Source organism: Mycobacterium kansasii ATCC 12478 (assembly GCF_000157895.3).
Lineage (GTDB): Bacteria > Actinomycetota > Actinomycetes > Mycobacteriales > Mycobacteriaceae > Mycobacterium > Mycobacterium kansasii.
In genome coordinates this window covers 36,072-50,186 of the sequence record NC_022654.1, presented here as the reverse complement: position 1 = coordinate 50,186, position 14,115 = coordinate 36,072, and the positions used below count along the sequence as shown (strand labels likewise).

Sequence of the window (14,115 nt, the reverse complement as noted above, 5' to 3'; positions counted from 1 at the left end):
TTCCTTTAGCGGGGCGCGGCGGCCGCGGTGGGGATGACAGGGGTCAGTTCGGCGCCCTGGGCGAGCAGGGGGGCATAGTCGAGGCCCGAGACGCTCCAGCGGCCGCTGGTGACGGTCAACGCGATCGGGTAGTCCAGTTGAAGCGGTGCGTACTGGCTGGTCACGGCGTTGACAGTGGCCAACACGTGCACGGTGGTGCCCTCAGCAGGCACATCGTGATCGCCGGGGGCGTGGTTGGAGACGAGTTTGATGACTTGGGCGGAGCGGTAGTCCGCGGCGGGAAGCAGCCCGGAGTTGGTGGTGACGTAGCGTTCCAGCCCGCCGGCGCCGGTCAAAAAGCTGGTGATGAATCCGCTGACCGTGGTGAAAGCCGGTGAGGTGTCGGCGACCGCAGTGGAATAGCCCAGCGGCGCGTCCGCGCCGGCGCCGGGCCCGTTGACCCGGGCCGGTAGTGCGCTGGCCCGCAGTCCGTAGTTGCTGTAGACGACGGGCAGCCGGTAGTAGGCGGTGCGGGGGGTGGCGGCCTCGAACGGGCGCTCGGAGACGGTGATCACCACGCTCCACTGCTGGGTGGTGCCGGCGTCGCTGACCAGGGTGACCGCTGAGACTGCCGGGGAGGTGACGATGAGCGCGGGGGTGGTGGGCAGCTTCATGGGGTCGCGCAGCGACCAGCAGTCATGCAGGACCTGTTGGTGAGATGCGGTGGCGGTGAGCCAACGGGTCACACAGTCTTGGGCGTAGGAGCCGACCAGGGCGGTGCGGTTGACCGCGCTGCGGGCCGGGCCTGCGACGTCGATGGGGTCGTTGAAGATCCACCCCCAGATGGTGGCGATGGCCACCACGCTGCAGGAGGCCAGGCCGATGATGAGGCCCGCGCGGCGAAACGCGGTGTGGGTGCCGTGAAGTCGTTGACGCCAGGTGTTGGTGAGCATGGTTGGTGGAAGCCTCCTACTGGTGCAGGGGTGAGTGGCCGAAGATTTTGATCGACGACGACGCAAACGTGTTGTCAGCGGGATCGGTGTGACTGGTCTCGGCAGGCAGGCCAGGCAGCATCGGGGTGCTGCTGGTCGGTGCAGGATCGGCCGGGGCGGCCGGTGGTCCCATCACCTCGCCGAACAGACCCCCGCCGCCGGGAGCCGAAGTGGTGGTGGGGGCGGTGTCGGCGGGTGCGCGCCCGGTCTCTTGGACGAGCATGATGATTCGAGAGGCCAGCACCCCGCTGCTGGGCAGGGGTTTGCAGGCCTCGCCGTGCACGCTGCCGGTCTCTTGGGGGATCGCGGTGGGCGGGACGTCGTTGAAGCTCCACTGCACCCGGGTCAGGACGCGGTGCTGGTGCCATTGATCGGCGCCCGAGGCGTCGGCCCCGACCCAGCCCGGAGCGATGCAGACCGAGGTGACCACCATGGTGCGGCCGAGATTGATGACCAGGAATTGACCGACGTTGCCGCCGGTGACACAGACCCAGGCCTGGGTGGTGTCGGGGCCGGCGACTGATTGCGCGGCAGTCGATCCGGGCAGGCAGCCCACCGACGTGGCGGTGTAGGGGATGGCCGAGTCTTGGCCCTCGGGCGCCGGGGTGGTACTGGACGGGGCGGCCAGAACGCTGAGCCGGGTGCCCGGCTGTGCGGGTTGAGGCTGCTCGTTGGTGTGCGGGTCGCTGCGCATGGCCAGCAGGCCTGCGCTGACCAGGACGGTGGCCGCCACGGTGATGACCGCGAAGCCCACGGCGATCTTCTTGTTGTAGCGGGGGGTGCTCTTGGTCTTCGCGCCACCGGTGTCCTCGTCCTTGGGGGAGGTGGGCTGGTGGGCCAGATCGGTTGCCGGTGAGGGGTTTTCGGTGCTGTCACGCTCGGTGCTGGGTGCCGGTGTGTCGTCGTCTACAGTGCCGGGCTGCTCATCACGTTCGTCGGCAGGGCCGGGGCCGTCGAGATCAACGAGCTCGTCGTCATCGGCGGGCCGTCGCTCGCCGAACTGCTCGGCACTACCGCCGTCGCCGCTGGGTTCCCAGTCCGGTTCAGGATCGGGACTTGGCGGCGGAGGGAGCTCATCTCCAGGGCCGGGGACGTGCGTGGTGATCACGTCGGGGCCGTCGCTGTCGATCTCATCGAAGAACGCCTGCGTGGCAGCGCAATAGTACTCGTGATCGGTCGTGGGCTTGCTCATGGCAGACGCCGCCGCACACCGGGGGGCAGGCTGCGCGGGCGCAGCGCCGCCGAGGACATCTGGGATGGCGCCCACGGCGTCGCCGGCGGCAGCTGCGGGCTGGCCACGCCGGTCGGGTAGGCCGAGTGATGCTGCGCGCGGCGCGCCCGGCGCCGGCGTGCGCTGACGCCCCAAGCGGCGACGATCAGACCGGCGACCACGACGCCGGCAAACAGGTGTTGGGTCACGAAGACCACCGCTGTGATCAGGGTGAAAACACATCCCATGATGGCGATGACAAAAACGCCCATTACCACGCGCATCTGCTGACCTCCTGTCCTTGGGCTCAGCTTAAGGGGTGGAATAACTGATATTCCACGGCCGTAGCGAAATAACTTGATCGGTTGTTACCGTCATTCGTGTGAATGCAATCCCGGCAGACGGAGTAGGGCGGCTGCTCTTTTTCGTCGAGGACCGCCTCGCGCAGCTGCGCTGGACCCGCGAGGACCTGGCAGCGGCGGGCGGCCCGGCACCCTCGACGCTGTATAAGGCCGCTGAGCGCGGCGGCGGGCTGTCGGTCAAGACACTGGCTCGCCTGGATGTGGCACTGGGGTGGCAAGAGGGTTCGGCGCAGTGGACGCTGGCCGGCGGAAGCCCCACGCTGAGGATATCTGAGCAGGTCAGCAGGTGTGCGGCTGCGGTCGACGCGGCTCGGCGTGACGCCGAATCGGTCGGGGTGGCGCGTACTGCGGCCGAGTTGAAGAACTTTCTGCTGGACGTCGCGCAACGCCTCGGCGACTTTTACACTGAGCCTGTACGAGCCGCGGGGGGTGCTGCTGATGTCAGTGCCTCCTGACCGGTTCGACGAGATCCGCCGCAAGTGGATTGCCCGTAACCAACGGACGTTTATATTTCAGAAAAGGCGTGCAGAAATTGTTGCACGCCAAATACGAGATCGCGACACCGACCGTACCGGTGCGCGGGTTGATCCCGCTGACGACGACGTTATTCATCCGTGGTATGCGCGCGGAATTAAAACACCGTATGCAATGTTTGATTGGGTGCTTTTTATGACTGCGGCGGTGCTGGCGCCGCTGGGCTGGCCGGCAGGTAAAGCGTTGTCGGTGAGTGTCGTGCAGCTAATTCCTGGCGAACTGCGTTCATACCCGATCGCCGCGTTCATGTGGTCATCGGCCATCGTCGGTGCTCCGCTTCCACTGCTGTTGTGGCTGGCAGGCCCGGGCGATTCCCTGGTGTCGGCGGCCGCGATTCCGTGGTTGCTGGCTCAAATCCCGGCGACGCTGCTCACAGCAGGTGTCTACGGGATTTTGGAGGGCTGGCTGGCCGTAGACGGGGCCCGCGACTGGTGGCCGATGCGCCCGCCCGATGACGTCGATGAGATCGACTTCGGATTCCTGCAAGCCGACGATTTGACCGGGCCGGGAGTGTTCCCCACCCACCGTGAAAGTCCGCCGGGAGATCCCAGCCCCATCAGGAGGTCCTAGGAATGTATGTTCGGCGTGCTTCACCCTACTGCGGGTTTTGCCGCGACGACGGAAAGCTTGTCGTGGCCGAAGCACCCGCACACATCCTGGTCTCTGCGCCCACGGAAACGGGAAAGACGACCGGCGTGCTGGCGCCGGCCAGTGTGCTATGGGGCGGGCCCGCTGTCTGCGTGTCCAGCAAAGATGACCTGATGTGGTTGGTGTGCCAACGACGTTGGGGCCCAAAGCAAGTCATCGACTTACGCCCGGATTACTCGCCGGTCTATCCCACCGACGCCGAGGTGCGCTCATTCGATCCGACCGCGCTGATTCGCACTCCGGATCAGGCGGTGACCACCGCCAACACCATGATGCAGATGTCCGCGGTCGGTCTGGGATCAGGAATCGACCAGGTCTCTGATGCCGGGATTTGGGAATCCAACACCGAGGCCCCGTTGGCGGCGATGCTCTATGCGGCCTCACCGTGCGGCAACGGCAAGGGCATCGAATGGGTGCTGATGGCCGTGGACAACCTCGAAGAAGACAAAAAGGCGCCCGACGCGCCAGGCTGGCACAGCGCCGCCCGCTACGTGGCCCGTCAACCCTTGTTCCGCAACGCACTGATGCGGACCCTGGCCATGGACCCGCGCCAGCGCGACAGCATCGCCTTGACGATGCGCAAAGCGGTCACCCCGTGGATGCGGTTAGGGCTGCGCGGGATGACCGAGCCCACATTCGACGAATCGTTTCTGTCCAACCCCGATGCCACGCTGTTCATCCTGGCACCGGCCGAAGGGTCCATCGCCGGCGCCGCGGTCACCCTGCTCGAGCACCTCGTGCGCAGCTGGCGCGGCAAGACCGCACGAAAAGAAATGATGCACCGGCTGCTGATTGTGATCGACGAGGCGGCCAACGTGGCCCCGATGCCGGCCCTGCGCCGTCACGTTTCAGAGGGCCGGGGCCTGGGGGTCAACCTTCTCTTGTCGGTGCAGGGGTCGAGCCAGTTCGACACGATCTATGGCAAGGCTTACGCCCAGGAGCTGCGCGACACCTTCCCGGCCGCCCTGATCATGTACGGGGCCGCGGAGATGGAGATGCTGCAGCGCGCCGAGCAGTGGTCACGCGAAACCACCCGCCGCCAAGAGACTTTCGACCAAGCCAGCAGCGGCAAGACATTGTCTTCACACCTCGGTCCGAGTCTGGATTACCGGCGGCTGCTCCCACAAAACCTCGGCCAAGCACGGATGCTGCGGCGCGGCACAGCCGGCATCGCCACCGAGCTTCCCGATTGGCCGGTTTTTGTCAAACGGTATGACAACGCGGTGAACAGGCTGCTACAAGCCGACCCGCCGGAGCGTGAACCAGAAACGATGTGGGAATGGGTATTACAGCGCCACCGCCGAGCCATGAAGGCGCTCAAGACATGAGCGACGCCGAGCAGCTGCGCGCGCAGCTCGTTGACGTCCTGGCGGGCGCCGGCGGTCCCACCACAACCAGCGCGGCGCGCATCGCCGTCTCTGAGCATCGTGGCCGACGTGGCCGGCGACCGGTGGTGGCCGAAGAGGTCTACCGGGCCTTGCTCACCCTGCAGCGCCGCGGTGTGGTGCGCCGCGTCCACGACCAGCCCGGCCACCTGGCGCACTGGGAATTAACCCACAGCCATCGCCATCGGCGCGAGCAGGCGGGCTGATGATGAGCGCGTTGCACGACAAGACCACCGACCACTGGGTGCGGTCGAACCTTGTTCGCACACTGGCCTTTTGGTCATGCCTTCTGACCGTAGAGGCCGTCACCTGTCTGGGATTGCTAGCGAGCTTCGACTATGTGGCACGGGTACACGACCACACCGCGACGTGGCCGGCCGTCCATGCCAAATGCGTCTTTCCGGCTGACTCATTAGGTGATGTGCGGTGAGTGCGTCGATCAGCGCCCCGAGCCAGCGCAGTTGGCGTCAGCAACTATGCACTCGCCAGCCGCACCAGCGCGTACACAAACGTGACAAGGGGGACCGGTGAACGTCGAAGATGCTCAGTTCATGGCGCTGCAGCTGCTGTCGAAGTCGACCTACACCTCGGCTGCGCCGGTGACGACGCGGCGTTATTCCCACACTGCCGGTGTGGCCGCGACCGCTGGGCGGCTGGCGCGGGTACTGGCACCCGGACATGAGGAGGACATCGTTACTGCGGCGTGGCTGCATGACATTGGCTATTCCCCGGATTTGGTGGATACCGGTTTTCACCCGCTCGATGGCGCCAGATACGCCCAACAGGCCGGGATTTCACCCAATGTGGTGAGTTTGATCGCGCATCATACGGGCGCGGTGGTCGAGGCTCGTGAAAGAGGGCTGCACGAGCAGCTAGCAGCGTTTCCGTTGCCGGCCGACGTGGCGGAGCTGGCCATCCTCAGCTGTGCCGATTTGTGCACAGGCCCCGATGGCGTCCCGATCGATCCGGCCGAGCGGCTCGCCGAGGTACTTCAGCGGTACCCGACAACAGATCCCGTGCACCGCGCCATCACCACGTCAGCGCCACTGCTGATCGCTCAGGCGCGGCTGGTTCTCGCGGCCGCGGAGGCGGCCGGATACGAGGCGCCGCGGGTGGACCTTCCTGGCCGCGTTGACTATGTGCCGGCGGGGCGGCAGTGGTGTGCGGTGTGGTCGGATGTCCACTACCGTGTCAGCGCCCGCCGGGTGTCACAGGAGGTCAGCGGCAAGACGTCGAAGATTGCCAACGGCGTCGGGATCTGTCTGGCGAGCCCACCGGAGGTGTGGGATTGCGTCGAGGCCGAATCGCTGAGTGCTGATCTGGGCGCGGCGAGCGCCGCTGCGTCAGGAAATGCGTTGTTCTGGCAGGAATACCGCGCTGATCCTGCGGAATTTTGGTTCCGCGTCGACGACGAGGACCCGACTAGCACATTCTATTTCGACGATGTTGTCCAACTCCTGCTCGACATGGCAGCGCGCGCCCGTCCAGTCCGGATTCAGCAACGCACCTTCACGACCCTCAGCGACGTTAGCGAATGGACCGACATTGCACGCCTCACCAATGATCGACCGGTCGATCTGCGCAGTGTGAAGTTCATTCCACGGTCCACTGTGGTTGGCGAAAGTGCCAGCGATGCATGAAGTTACGGCGTTTATCGGCTGCGGTATCCGTGGCCGCCGGCTCTGTAACGGGACTGTGCCCGCGGCAGTGCCGGTCATCAACCACAGGACCTGGGCCAAACACTCGCGGCCCAGAACACCAACCATCACCAAGTTAAGGAGCACAAGTGAGCACAGTGGATGATCCAACCATCCTGGTAGGCAGCCCGTCCGAGGCGATGACAGCAGCTCAGGCGCTACTGGATTCGGCGTCGGCCGGACGCGACCACCACTACGACGTCTGGGCCACCGTGGCTGTGGCCCCGCTCGCGGCGATGCTGTATGCGGCATCCCCAGTAGGCAACAGCCAGGGCATCAGCTGGGTGGTGCAGGCCGCCACCACTATCGACGTGGCCACCGATGCGGACACACCCAGCTGGCGCAACACCATTGCGGCATTGGATGACCAACCGCTGCTGAGTAATTCGCTCGAACGCGTGCTGGGCTGGGACACCCGCCAACGGGACAGCATCGCAATCACCCTGCGCGATGCACTGCTGCCATGGCTGCCGACCGAAAGCGCAAGGCGCGCAAGCGGTGAATGACTCACGGAAGTTTCCGTGGCTGGGCGGCCTCGCCGCGGCCATCACCGTAGCGGTGCTGCTGATCGCGGTGGCCATCCACGGCACGCTGCAGGTGATCGACGACGTTGCCAACCAGGTCACAGACGCAAGTTACCAGCCCTAACGTTGCCCTCATCGCCGCGGCCAACTTCGCAATGGCCAGGGCGACAACAATAATCACGACCAAAGATCGGGAATCACCAATGGCTGATACGCCGCACTTCCTCGACTCCATTGACGTCGACCCAGCAGACCCAAACAGCAACGATCCCTGGGGGACGGACCCGGAACCGCGCTACGCACGCTTCGAGGCCGACGACGCTGCGGTACGCAAGGACGCAGCGATAGATTTCGCCCTCGACGAGGCGCATAGCAATGCCCGATGGTCGCGCATTTACTCCGACTGCGCGCGTAGTGAAGCCAACCGGGCCACGATCTACCGTGACACCGCCGAGACCTGGGCCGCCTGCTCGGATATCGATGCCGACAGAGCAAGTGTGAGCGCCGGCAGTGCCTGGTTAGCTGCGGAGACGGCTAACCTAAGTGCTGAAATCGCCGGCAGTGCAGCGCGATCGGCCACCGCGGATCGCCGCCTGGCGTTTAGCCTGACCATGTTCGTGCTAGGGCTCATTCTTGGCGTCATGCTCGCTGTCCTGATCTATCTGTGGGTGATCGCGATTGCCCACGATGCAGCGCCTGGAACGCCAGGGCTACTACCGCACCACGGTGCCACACCGACTGCAGACCAGCAGTTCAAGCTCGCATCGTGATCTGACAAGCGCGAAAGGCGTTCGCGAATGAACCCATCACCGCTGCCGGCGACACCCACTGAGGCGCCACCACATCTCTGCCACGCTCGCGGCTGCGACACTGAGATTGAACCGCGGTTATTCATGTGTCCGGCCCATTGGGCTCAAGTACCACCTGTGCTTCGTGAGTCGATCAAGTCGACCTATCGGCCAGGCCAGGAACTCGACAAACAGCCCAGTGAGCAGTACCTGGCATTCGCGGCCGCCGCGATCGCCGAGGTAGCGCACAAAGAAGAACGGCAGCGGCAGCGAGGCCGCCGCGCACCTTCCAAACCGGTGCAGCTGGCCCTGTTCGACGTCGCACCCAGACGATGAAAATTATTTTTGAAGATTGCAGCGCAAGGAGATTAGGGCAGGATGCGCGAAGGCGATGGCGACCCGCCACGGTATTTCGTGGCGCTGAGCTCGGGAACCGGGTACCTCACTGACCATACCGGTCTTGTCGAGACGCTTCAGCGACAGAGCGAGTTTGATTGGTACGTGGCCGAAGACGTGCCCATGGTCCCCACTATATGGATAAGCGTGGGCGACAGTGAGTTTCGGCAGCTCCGGATGACACGGAGACACGTCGGCGGCTCCCGAACCTGCATCGAAGAGCAATGGACGCTAATCGACACACGTACCGGGCAAGTGGTTGAACGGCTCACCACTTCCTACGCCGAACCCGAGCCGGGGTGGGCCTAGGAGCAGCACCGCTTGGCGATTCTGAACTAGTTGGTGGTTACGACATGTCCTATGCCGCTGAGAGAATGCCGCAAAGATAAGAATCGAACTGGGGTGGCGATGAGCATTGAAGATGACACGTTGGGGCCGGCCGATGTCACGTTCAGTGACGGTCAAACGGAGCGGTACGCGGCCGTTGAGCTACTCAATGATGGGGTTCTCAAAACCACGCAGCGCGCCGCGTTCGAGCACCCGGAGTTCGGTACCGGAATCGGCGAAACACAGGTGCGTTACCACGCGCCACACACGTGGCGCTATGTAGAGCTCGTGGCCATCGAGAACGGCACCTTGTGGGTCAGCGACGCCGACTGGGAGAGCGAAGAAGCCGCCAAATGGGAACAGCTCGCAGGGTGCGTCTCGGTCGAAAACGCGTACCAGGTGATCGCCGACTATTTGCTAAAGCACTACGCCAAGTACTACGGAGCGCACGCCCTGGAGAGTGCCCGGACGACCTTCAACCTTGAGCCCAATGAATCACGGGCGTCAAAAGAGGTCAGGAACGATGAGGGCGAGCCCCGGCGGCTGGCCTTCCGCTGGGCAAGCACCCCGAGGGCGACGGGGCCTTTTAGCCCTTTTATGTGAAAGACGGGGGCGCACCAAATTGGGCTGAGCGTCGCGCACGGCCGTGGTGTCTCGGTATGGTTTTCCCATGTCGTTGCTTGCGACGTCGCCGATGATTTCGGATGTCTGGGTGGCTCAACGGCTGCCTGACTTGCCACCGGCCCGTGAGTTTCTGATGTCAGCCGGGTTCGGCGGGGCTGCGGCCCTGCTGGCAGCCCTCGTGTTGGCCGCCGTCGCACTGTTTGCGGTCGGGCGGGCCACCAAGCGCTACCAGCAAATTCGTGATGCCGAACGCGACAATGCGACAGTCCAGCAGTGCTGGCAGCGGCTGGTGTGGATAGTGGAAACCGCCGGTGTAGAACCGGCCGACAACCAACGCGCCACCGTGGGATTGGGGCCAGAATTAGCTCTCGAACTGCTGCGGGGTTTGTTGCGCGACGCTGAGGATCTGCGCGCCGACACCCTCGCCGAGGCGGTCACGGTCTATCTGAACGAATTCTCGCGGCTCTTGGCCCACCAGGGCAGCGTGCCCTCAGAACCGTCCGCTACAGCCCCGGCCGACCAGCGGCCACGAGGAAATCAGCCCGCGGCCGAACCGGCACAGACTAATGGCGCACCGCCCGAGACCCCCAGCAAAGTGGCGGTCGCCAGCGATCGCCGCCGTCAGCGCCGATGACACACCTGCGGCAGCACATCGAGGAACTCGACGTCGATCGCTGGGCGCCGATCACCAAACGGGCCGCCACCGCCGCGGTCGATGCTGCGCAGCGGCACGGCAAAGCCTCGCCTGCAGAGGTAGCCGCGGCGGCCGCGATGAGTGAATCTGAGCTCATCGAGCACCGCAACCGCGAAGGCCCAGCACCGCAACATCTTTCACCGGTGATGCGGCTTGTCGAGGCCGATCATCGTCGCGCGGTAGCCGAGCATCAGACGCGCCAGGCCCAGCAGCTCCAACGCGACGCGGAAGCGGCCGCACAGATAGCTCGCAGCGAGGCCGCGGAGTCCGCCCGGGCGGCCGCCGAGGCCCGCGAACAGGCGCGCAGAGCAGACACCGCGGCCGCGAGTAAGGCCGCCCAACACGCCGCCGAACTTCGCAGCGCCCAACAGACTTTGGACGAGCTGCGCGCCGAGCTCGAACAGGTACGCGCCGACGCCGCCACCGAGCAGACCACGGCCGCCGAGCAGCTGCGCGCCGCCAATGAGCGGGCCGAAGAACGAGCTGCAGAGCGCCGCGAGGAACGCGCAGCCGCTCAGCAAGCCCTCGAAGAGGTCCGAGCCGAGCTCGAAAGGGTACGCGCCGACGCCGGCGCCGAAGTAGCAGCCGCCCAGGAGCAGGCGCGTGCCGCACAGGAACGCGCCGAACAACGCAGCGCCGAGCGGGCCGCCGAGCGCGGTGCAGCGCACCAAGCCCTAGAAGAGTTGCGCGGCGAGCTCGAAGAGGTCCGCGCTCGCTCGGCGGCCGAGGTCGCGGCCGTGCAGGGCCGCGCCGATGGCGAGGTTGCCACGGTGCGCGCTGCACTGGCACGGGCCCGGGCAGAAGCTGACGACGCTGTGACGGCTCTACATGCGGCTCAAGCAGAGGCCGCGCAGGCACGCGCAGAAGCCGAGCAGGCCCGCCTGGCCGGCGCGGGCGCCCCGGATCTGCTCAGTGTTCCTATTCCCGCCCCGGAAGTGCGGGCGCATACCGGCCCGATCGAAGACGCGCTCTCGGCGGTCGCTGCCCTTGACCAGGTACTGGAAGCCGGCATGATCAGCGACGGTCAGCCGGTCGACGGTGAGGCTGTCCGCGCCCTGGTGGCGACGGTGCAGCGGCAAGCCGCCGATCTGTCTGAGCAGTTACACGCCTTGTCGGCCCGGTACAGCGATGGTTGGCAAGCCCACGCCGCGCACACCTACGTGGGCGCGGCTACCCAGGCATACGGCGGCCTGCTGGCCCGAATCGCCTCGGCGACACAGCGGCTGGGCCAGCAAGATCCGACCGGTGACGCGGTGGCTGAGGTGGTGACGGCGATGCTCGACGCTCATCCTTGGCGGCGTTGAGACCGACCGGACGCCAGATGGCGAATTTCGCCACCAAAACCTACACGGGTGGGACGGGGACGTCTTTGGATACCTGACTAAAACCTAGCCGGTGGGAGCGCGGGGTGGTTTTCGGCGGTGTTCGTGGCGTCCTGGTGTTGTTCCCGGCGAATTAGCTGGTCGTCGGGGAGTAGCGGGTGTGAGTGTAGCGGGCGCGACGATAGCCACGCGACGCGCTGGCGTCCGTGGCCGGCCTGAGTGAGCCTCGCTGTCGTGGTGGCGGCGTTAGGCGGTTCGCTCTTCGGGGTGTCGTCGGCGGTGCAGGTAAGCCGCTATTGCGTTTCGGCCCAAAGCGAATCCGAGCATCACGGTCAACTGGCGAACCGCAGCAAAAGCGATCATCCGCCCGCCATAGAGGGTGCGGTCGAGGGTGTTGTTGAGGCTTTCGCTGTCTTCGCGCCAGCCATAGCAACGGTCGTAGACGCTGCCGCGGTCGTCGGTCTTGACGTGCTGGCGTAGGTGCTCGGCGCGGTTGTAGCCGCAGCTGCGGTCGGCGTCGGTGGTGTCGATACGCGTACGATGCACCGTGCCGCAGGATGGGGTGGCGAACTCGATGTACCAGCGGTGGCTGTCGTCGGCGTTGCCGCGCGGGTAGATCTTGGCCACCGGGCAGGGCTGCATGTGTCTGTCGCCGGCGTCGAGGATCTGGCGTTCGCAGATCCGTCCATCTTCGGTCCACAGGTCATGAACGTCGCCGCACGAGCACTCGAGTCGGGCGAATGCGGTGGGTACGCGGGTGCTGTCGTGCATCGGTGAGAGCACGGTCAACCCGAGCTTCATGGCGCGGTCGATGTGCTTGCCGCGGAACGCTCCGTCGTAGCAGACGCCGTCACACCGTACGTCGGCGTCGGCGACGACGCGGTCGATCATGTCGAGAGCGACACGAGCTTCACCGCCGTAGCCCTTGCCCGCTGGCACGGCGTCGACGTCGAGGATGACCCTGTTGTTGCGGATGGTGTCGGGGCGGGTACTGAGCATGGCGAACTTGGTGCCGTAGCGGAATTCGGTGTCGCTGTCGCCGTTTTGGGCTTCGATGCCGGCGTGCACGTGGCGTCCGCCTTGTTCGGCCCAGTGGTCGGCGGTGGCCTTGCGCACTGGTGCGGCGACAACGGTGCCATCGCCGACGACGTACTGCCCGCGCGCCGGGCTGGTGTGGGACACCCCAGCGTCTGGGTCGAGACAACCGAGTTCGCGCGCGAGCCGCCGCGCGAGCAGGCGAAACGTGTCAAGCAGCTTGTCGGTGTACTCGTCGAGTAGCCGTTGGGCGTAGTTGTGGTGCCAGCGCTGTGGTGGGCGCCGCGGCGCCCTTGGTGGCTGATGTTTGGCGGCCCGGTGGCGGATGGTGCGCCAGTAGGTGGGGTGGGCCATCGCGCGGGCGGCCTTGCTGTGCGAGCCCAGCACCCCGGCTAGGGCCTTGTGCAGCACGTGCACCCATGGGGGGTAGTGCGGACGCCGGCCCGGGGTTCCCGGCTCGTGGACGGGCAGGACCGCGGCGAGTTGATAGATGACCTCGTGGGAGGCGATCGCCTCGATGGTGTCGATCTCCAGCAGCGTGAGATCCATTGGCGTTTCGACCCGGCGCAGCTCGCGTTGCTTGATGCGTTCGGCGCCGTAGGCGCCGGCCTTTTTACGGGACCGGTCTTTGGGGTTCATAACGGGCCCGCCCGGTCATGCCAGTGGTAGCCGATGAGGGCGGCGGTGGTGTCCAGCGAGGGTGAGCCGATGAGACGCGCGGCGTCTTCGATGCGGCCGGTGCGGTCGAACTCGCGGCGCGCCGCGAAGGCGGTCAGCGATGCCGGCCGCACCCCGGAGTCGTCGGATAGCTCGGCGCGGGAGAGGATTTCGCGCACGGTCACGCACACCCGGGCCTGCTTATGTGCGTCGCTTCCGCCGGCGCCGGTGCACAACACCGGCGAGGGTTTGGGGCTGGGTAGCGGGCGGGTGAGGTGGGCGGCGCGCTCGGAAAGCACTCGCATCGACCAGCGGTCCAGCGTCAGTGTGCGGGGGCGATACTTGCTCGAGCCGTGCATCCACACGGTTGCGGCCTGTGGATCCAGATCGGCGGCGGTGATGTGTCCCAGCTCGGAGGTGTGCGCGCCGGCGAGTAGCAACGCCGCGGTCGCGGCGTGCCGAGTCGGGGCGGTGCGTTCGGAAAACAACCGCACCAGCGCGGCCTCATCCTCGGACAGTGGGCGCTGGCAGGACGACTGTCGGGCGGGGACGGCGATGTCGATAGTCGGGTCGTCCAGCGTCAGCCGCAGCCGGCGCGCGGTGCGAAAGAACGCGCGCAGCGCCGCACGGCGGTTGTGCATGGTCGCCACCGCCGCGTCCGATACGACACCGTGGCGGGTACGGCCTTTGGCCGCAACGAATTTCGCGACCAGCGCGTGATCGACTGCGGCGAGGGTGGTGACGTCGTGCACTGCGGCGAATCGGCTGAATCGGCGGATCAGCAGACCGAACTTGTCCAGCGTCTGCGCGGCCAGCACCCCATCGGCGATCCACGCACCGGTCACCGCCTGCACCGCCGCGGCCAGGCTCCCGTCAGCCATGGCCGGCCCCCACTGCAGCGGCAGCAGCAGCTGCACCCCGGGCCTCAGCATGCGGCGCCG

Annotated in this window: 17 protein-coding genes; 12 read left to right on the top strand and 5 right to left on the bottom strand. The window is 66.0% G+C overall.

Features of this window, described 5'->3' with window-relative positions:
• Window positions 1-5: 5 nt before the first annotated feature.
• From MKAN_RS28070 to MKAN_RS28060, 3 genes are read right to left on the bottom strand one after another with little or no spacing between them, the layout of a single operon-like run.
• Window positions 6-932 carry a conjugal transfer protein gene (locus tag MKAN_RS28070; protein ID WP_007172326.1) on the bottom strand — a complete coding sequence of 309 codons (927 nt, stop codon included), beginning with the start codon at window positions 930-932 and terminating at the stop codon, window positions 6-8.
• Between the two features lie 16 nt (window positions 933-948).
• Window positions 949-2,163, bottom strand: coding sequence for a hypothetical protein (locus MKAN_RS28065; RefSeq protein ID WP_007172325.1), 1,215 nt, complete (start codon window positions 2,161-2,163; stop codon window positions 949-951).
• A complete protein-coding gene (locus MKAN_RS28060; RefSeq protein ID WP_007172324.1) occupies window positions 2,160-2,465 on the bottom strand; it encodes a hypothetical protein in 306 nt (101 codons plus the stop codon). The genes MKAN_RS28065 and MKAN_RS28060 overlap by 4 nt, the downstream gene beginning before the upstream one ends.
• Window positions 2,466-2,563: 98 nt before the next feature.
• Here MKAN_RS28060 and MKAN_RS29020 point away from each other — a divergent pair, with 98 nt between their 5' ends.
• The 12 genes from MKAN_RS29020 (at window position 2,564) to MKAN_RS27995 (ending at window position 11,464) form a co-directional block, all read left to right on the top strand.
• Complete coding sequence (locus MKAN_RS29020) at window positions 2,564-2,998, top strand: hypothetical protein (protein ID WP_007172323.1); 435 nt, start codon at window positions 2,564-2,566, stop codon at window positions 2,996-2,998.
• A gap of 214 nt (window positions 2,999-3,212) precedes the next feature.
• Entirely contained in the window at window positions 3,213-3,647 is a 435-nt protein-coding gene (locus MKAN_RS28050) for a hypothetical protein (protein ID WP_231588400.1), read from the top strand.
• A gap of 2 nt (window positions 3,648-3,649) precedes the next feature.
• Window positions 3,650-5,053 carry a type IV secretory system conjugative DNA transfer family protein gene (locus tag MKAN_RS28045; protein WP_007172321.1) on the top strand — a complete coding sequence of 468 codons (1,404 nt, stop codon included), beginning with the start codon at window positions 3,650-3,652 and terminating at the stop codon, window positions 5,051-5,053.
• Window positions 5,050-5,316 (top strand): hypothetical protein, encoded by a 267-nt coding sequence (locus MKAN_RS28040; protein ID WP_007172320.1) that lies wholly within the window; start codon window positions 5,050-5,052, stop codon window positions 5,314-5,316. Before MKAN_RS28045 ends, MKAN_RS28040 begins: the two co-directional genes overlap by 4 nt.
• 321 nt (window positions 5,317-5,637) lie before the next feature.
• Window positions 5,638-6,750, top strand: coding sequence for an HD domain-containing protein (locus tag MKAN_RS30140; protein ID WP_007172318.1), 1,113 nt, complete (start codon window positions 5,638-5,640; stop codon window positions 6,748-6,750).
• A gap of 146 nt (window positions 6,751-6,896) precedes the next feature.
• Complete coding sequence (locus tag MKAN_RS28025; protein ID WP_139315438.1) at window positions 6,897-7,313, top strand: type IV secretion system protein VirD4; 417 nt, start codon at window positions 6,897-6,899, stop codon at window positions 7,311-7,313.
• Window positions 7,306-7,455, top strand: coding sequence for a hypothetical protein (locus MKAN_RS30895; RefSeq protein WP_007172316.1), 150 nt, complete (start codon window positions 7,306-7,308; stop codon window positions 7,453-7,455). The genes MKAN_RS28025 and MKAN_RS30895 overlap by 8 nt, the downstream gene beginning before the upstream one ends.
• Window positions 7,456-7,534: 79 nt before the next feature.
• Complete coding sequence (locus MKAN_RS28020) at window positions 7,535-8,101, top strand: hypothetical protein (protein ID WP_007172315.1); 567 nt, start codon at window positions 7,535-7,537, stop codon at window positions 8,099-8,101.
• 156 nt (window positions 8,102-8,257) lie between these two features.
• Entirely contained in the window at window positions 8,258-8,455 is a 198-nt protein-coding gene (locus MKAN_RS31355; RefSeq protein WP_007172314.1) for a hypothetical protein, read from the top strand.
• A gap of 468 nt (window positions 8,456-8,923) precedes the next feature.
• Window positions 8,924-9,445 carry a hypothetical protein gene (locus tag MKAN_RS28005; protein ID WP_007172312.1) on the top strand — a complete coding sequence of 174 codons (522 nt, stop codon included), beginning with the start codon at window positions 8,924-8,926 and terminating at the stop codon, window positions 9,443-9,445.
• A gap of 67 nt (window positions 9,446-9,512) precedes the next feature.
• On the top strand, window positions 9,513-10,100 hold the full coding sequence (locus MKAN_RS28000) for a hypothetical protein (protein WP_007172311.1): 588 nt from the start codon (window positions 9,513-9,515) through the stop codon (window positions 10,098-10,100).
• Window positions 10,097-11,464 (top strand): hypothetical protein, encoded by a 1,368-nt coding sequence (locus MKAN_RS27995; RefSeq protein WP_023363493.1) that lies wholly within the window; start codon window positions 10,097-10,099, stop codon window positions 11,462-11,464. The genes MKAN_RS28000 and MKAN_RS27995 overlap by 4 nt, the downstream gene beginning before the upstream one ends.
• Window positions 11,465-11,728: 264 nt before the next feature.
• On the opposite strand, the gene MKAN_RS32390 is transcribed toward MKAN_RS27995, so the two are convergent.
• A complete protein-coding gene (locus MKAN_RS32390; RefSeq protein ID WP_023363492.1) occupies window positions 11,729-13,156 on the bottom strand; it encodes a hypothetical protein in 1,428 nt (475 codons plus the stop codon).
• Complete coding sequence (locus MKAN_RS27980) at window positions 13,153-14,106, bottom strand: site-specific integrase (protein WP_225332378.1); 954 nt, start codon at window positions 14,104-14,106, stop codon at window positions 13,153-13,155. The genes MKAN_RS32390 and MKAN_RS27980 overlap by 4 nt, the downstream gene beginning before the upstream one ends.
• Between the last annotated feature and the right edge of the window lie 9 nt (window positions 14,107-14,115).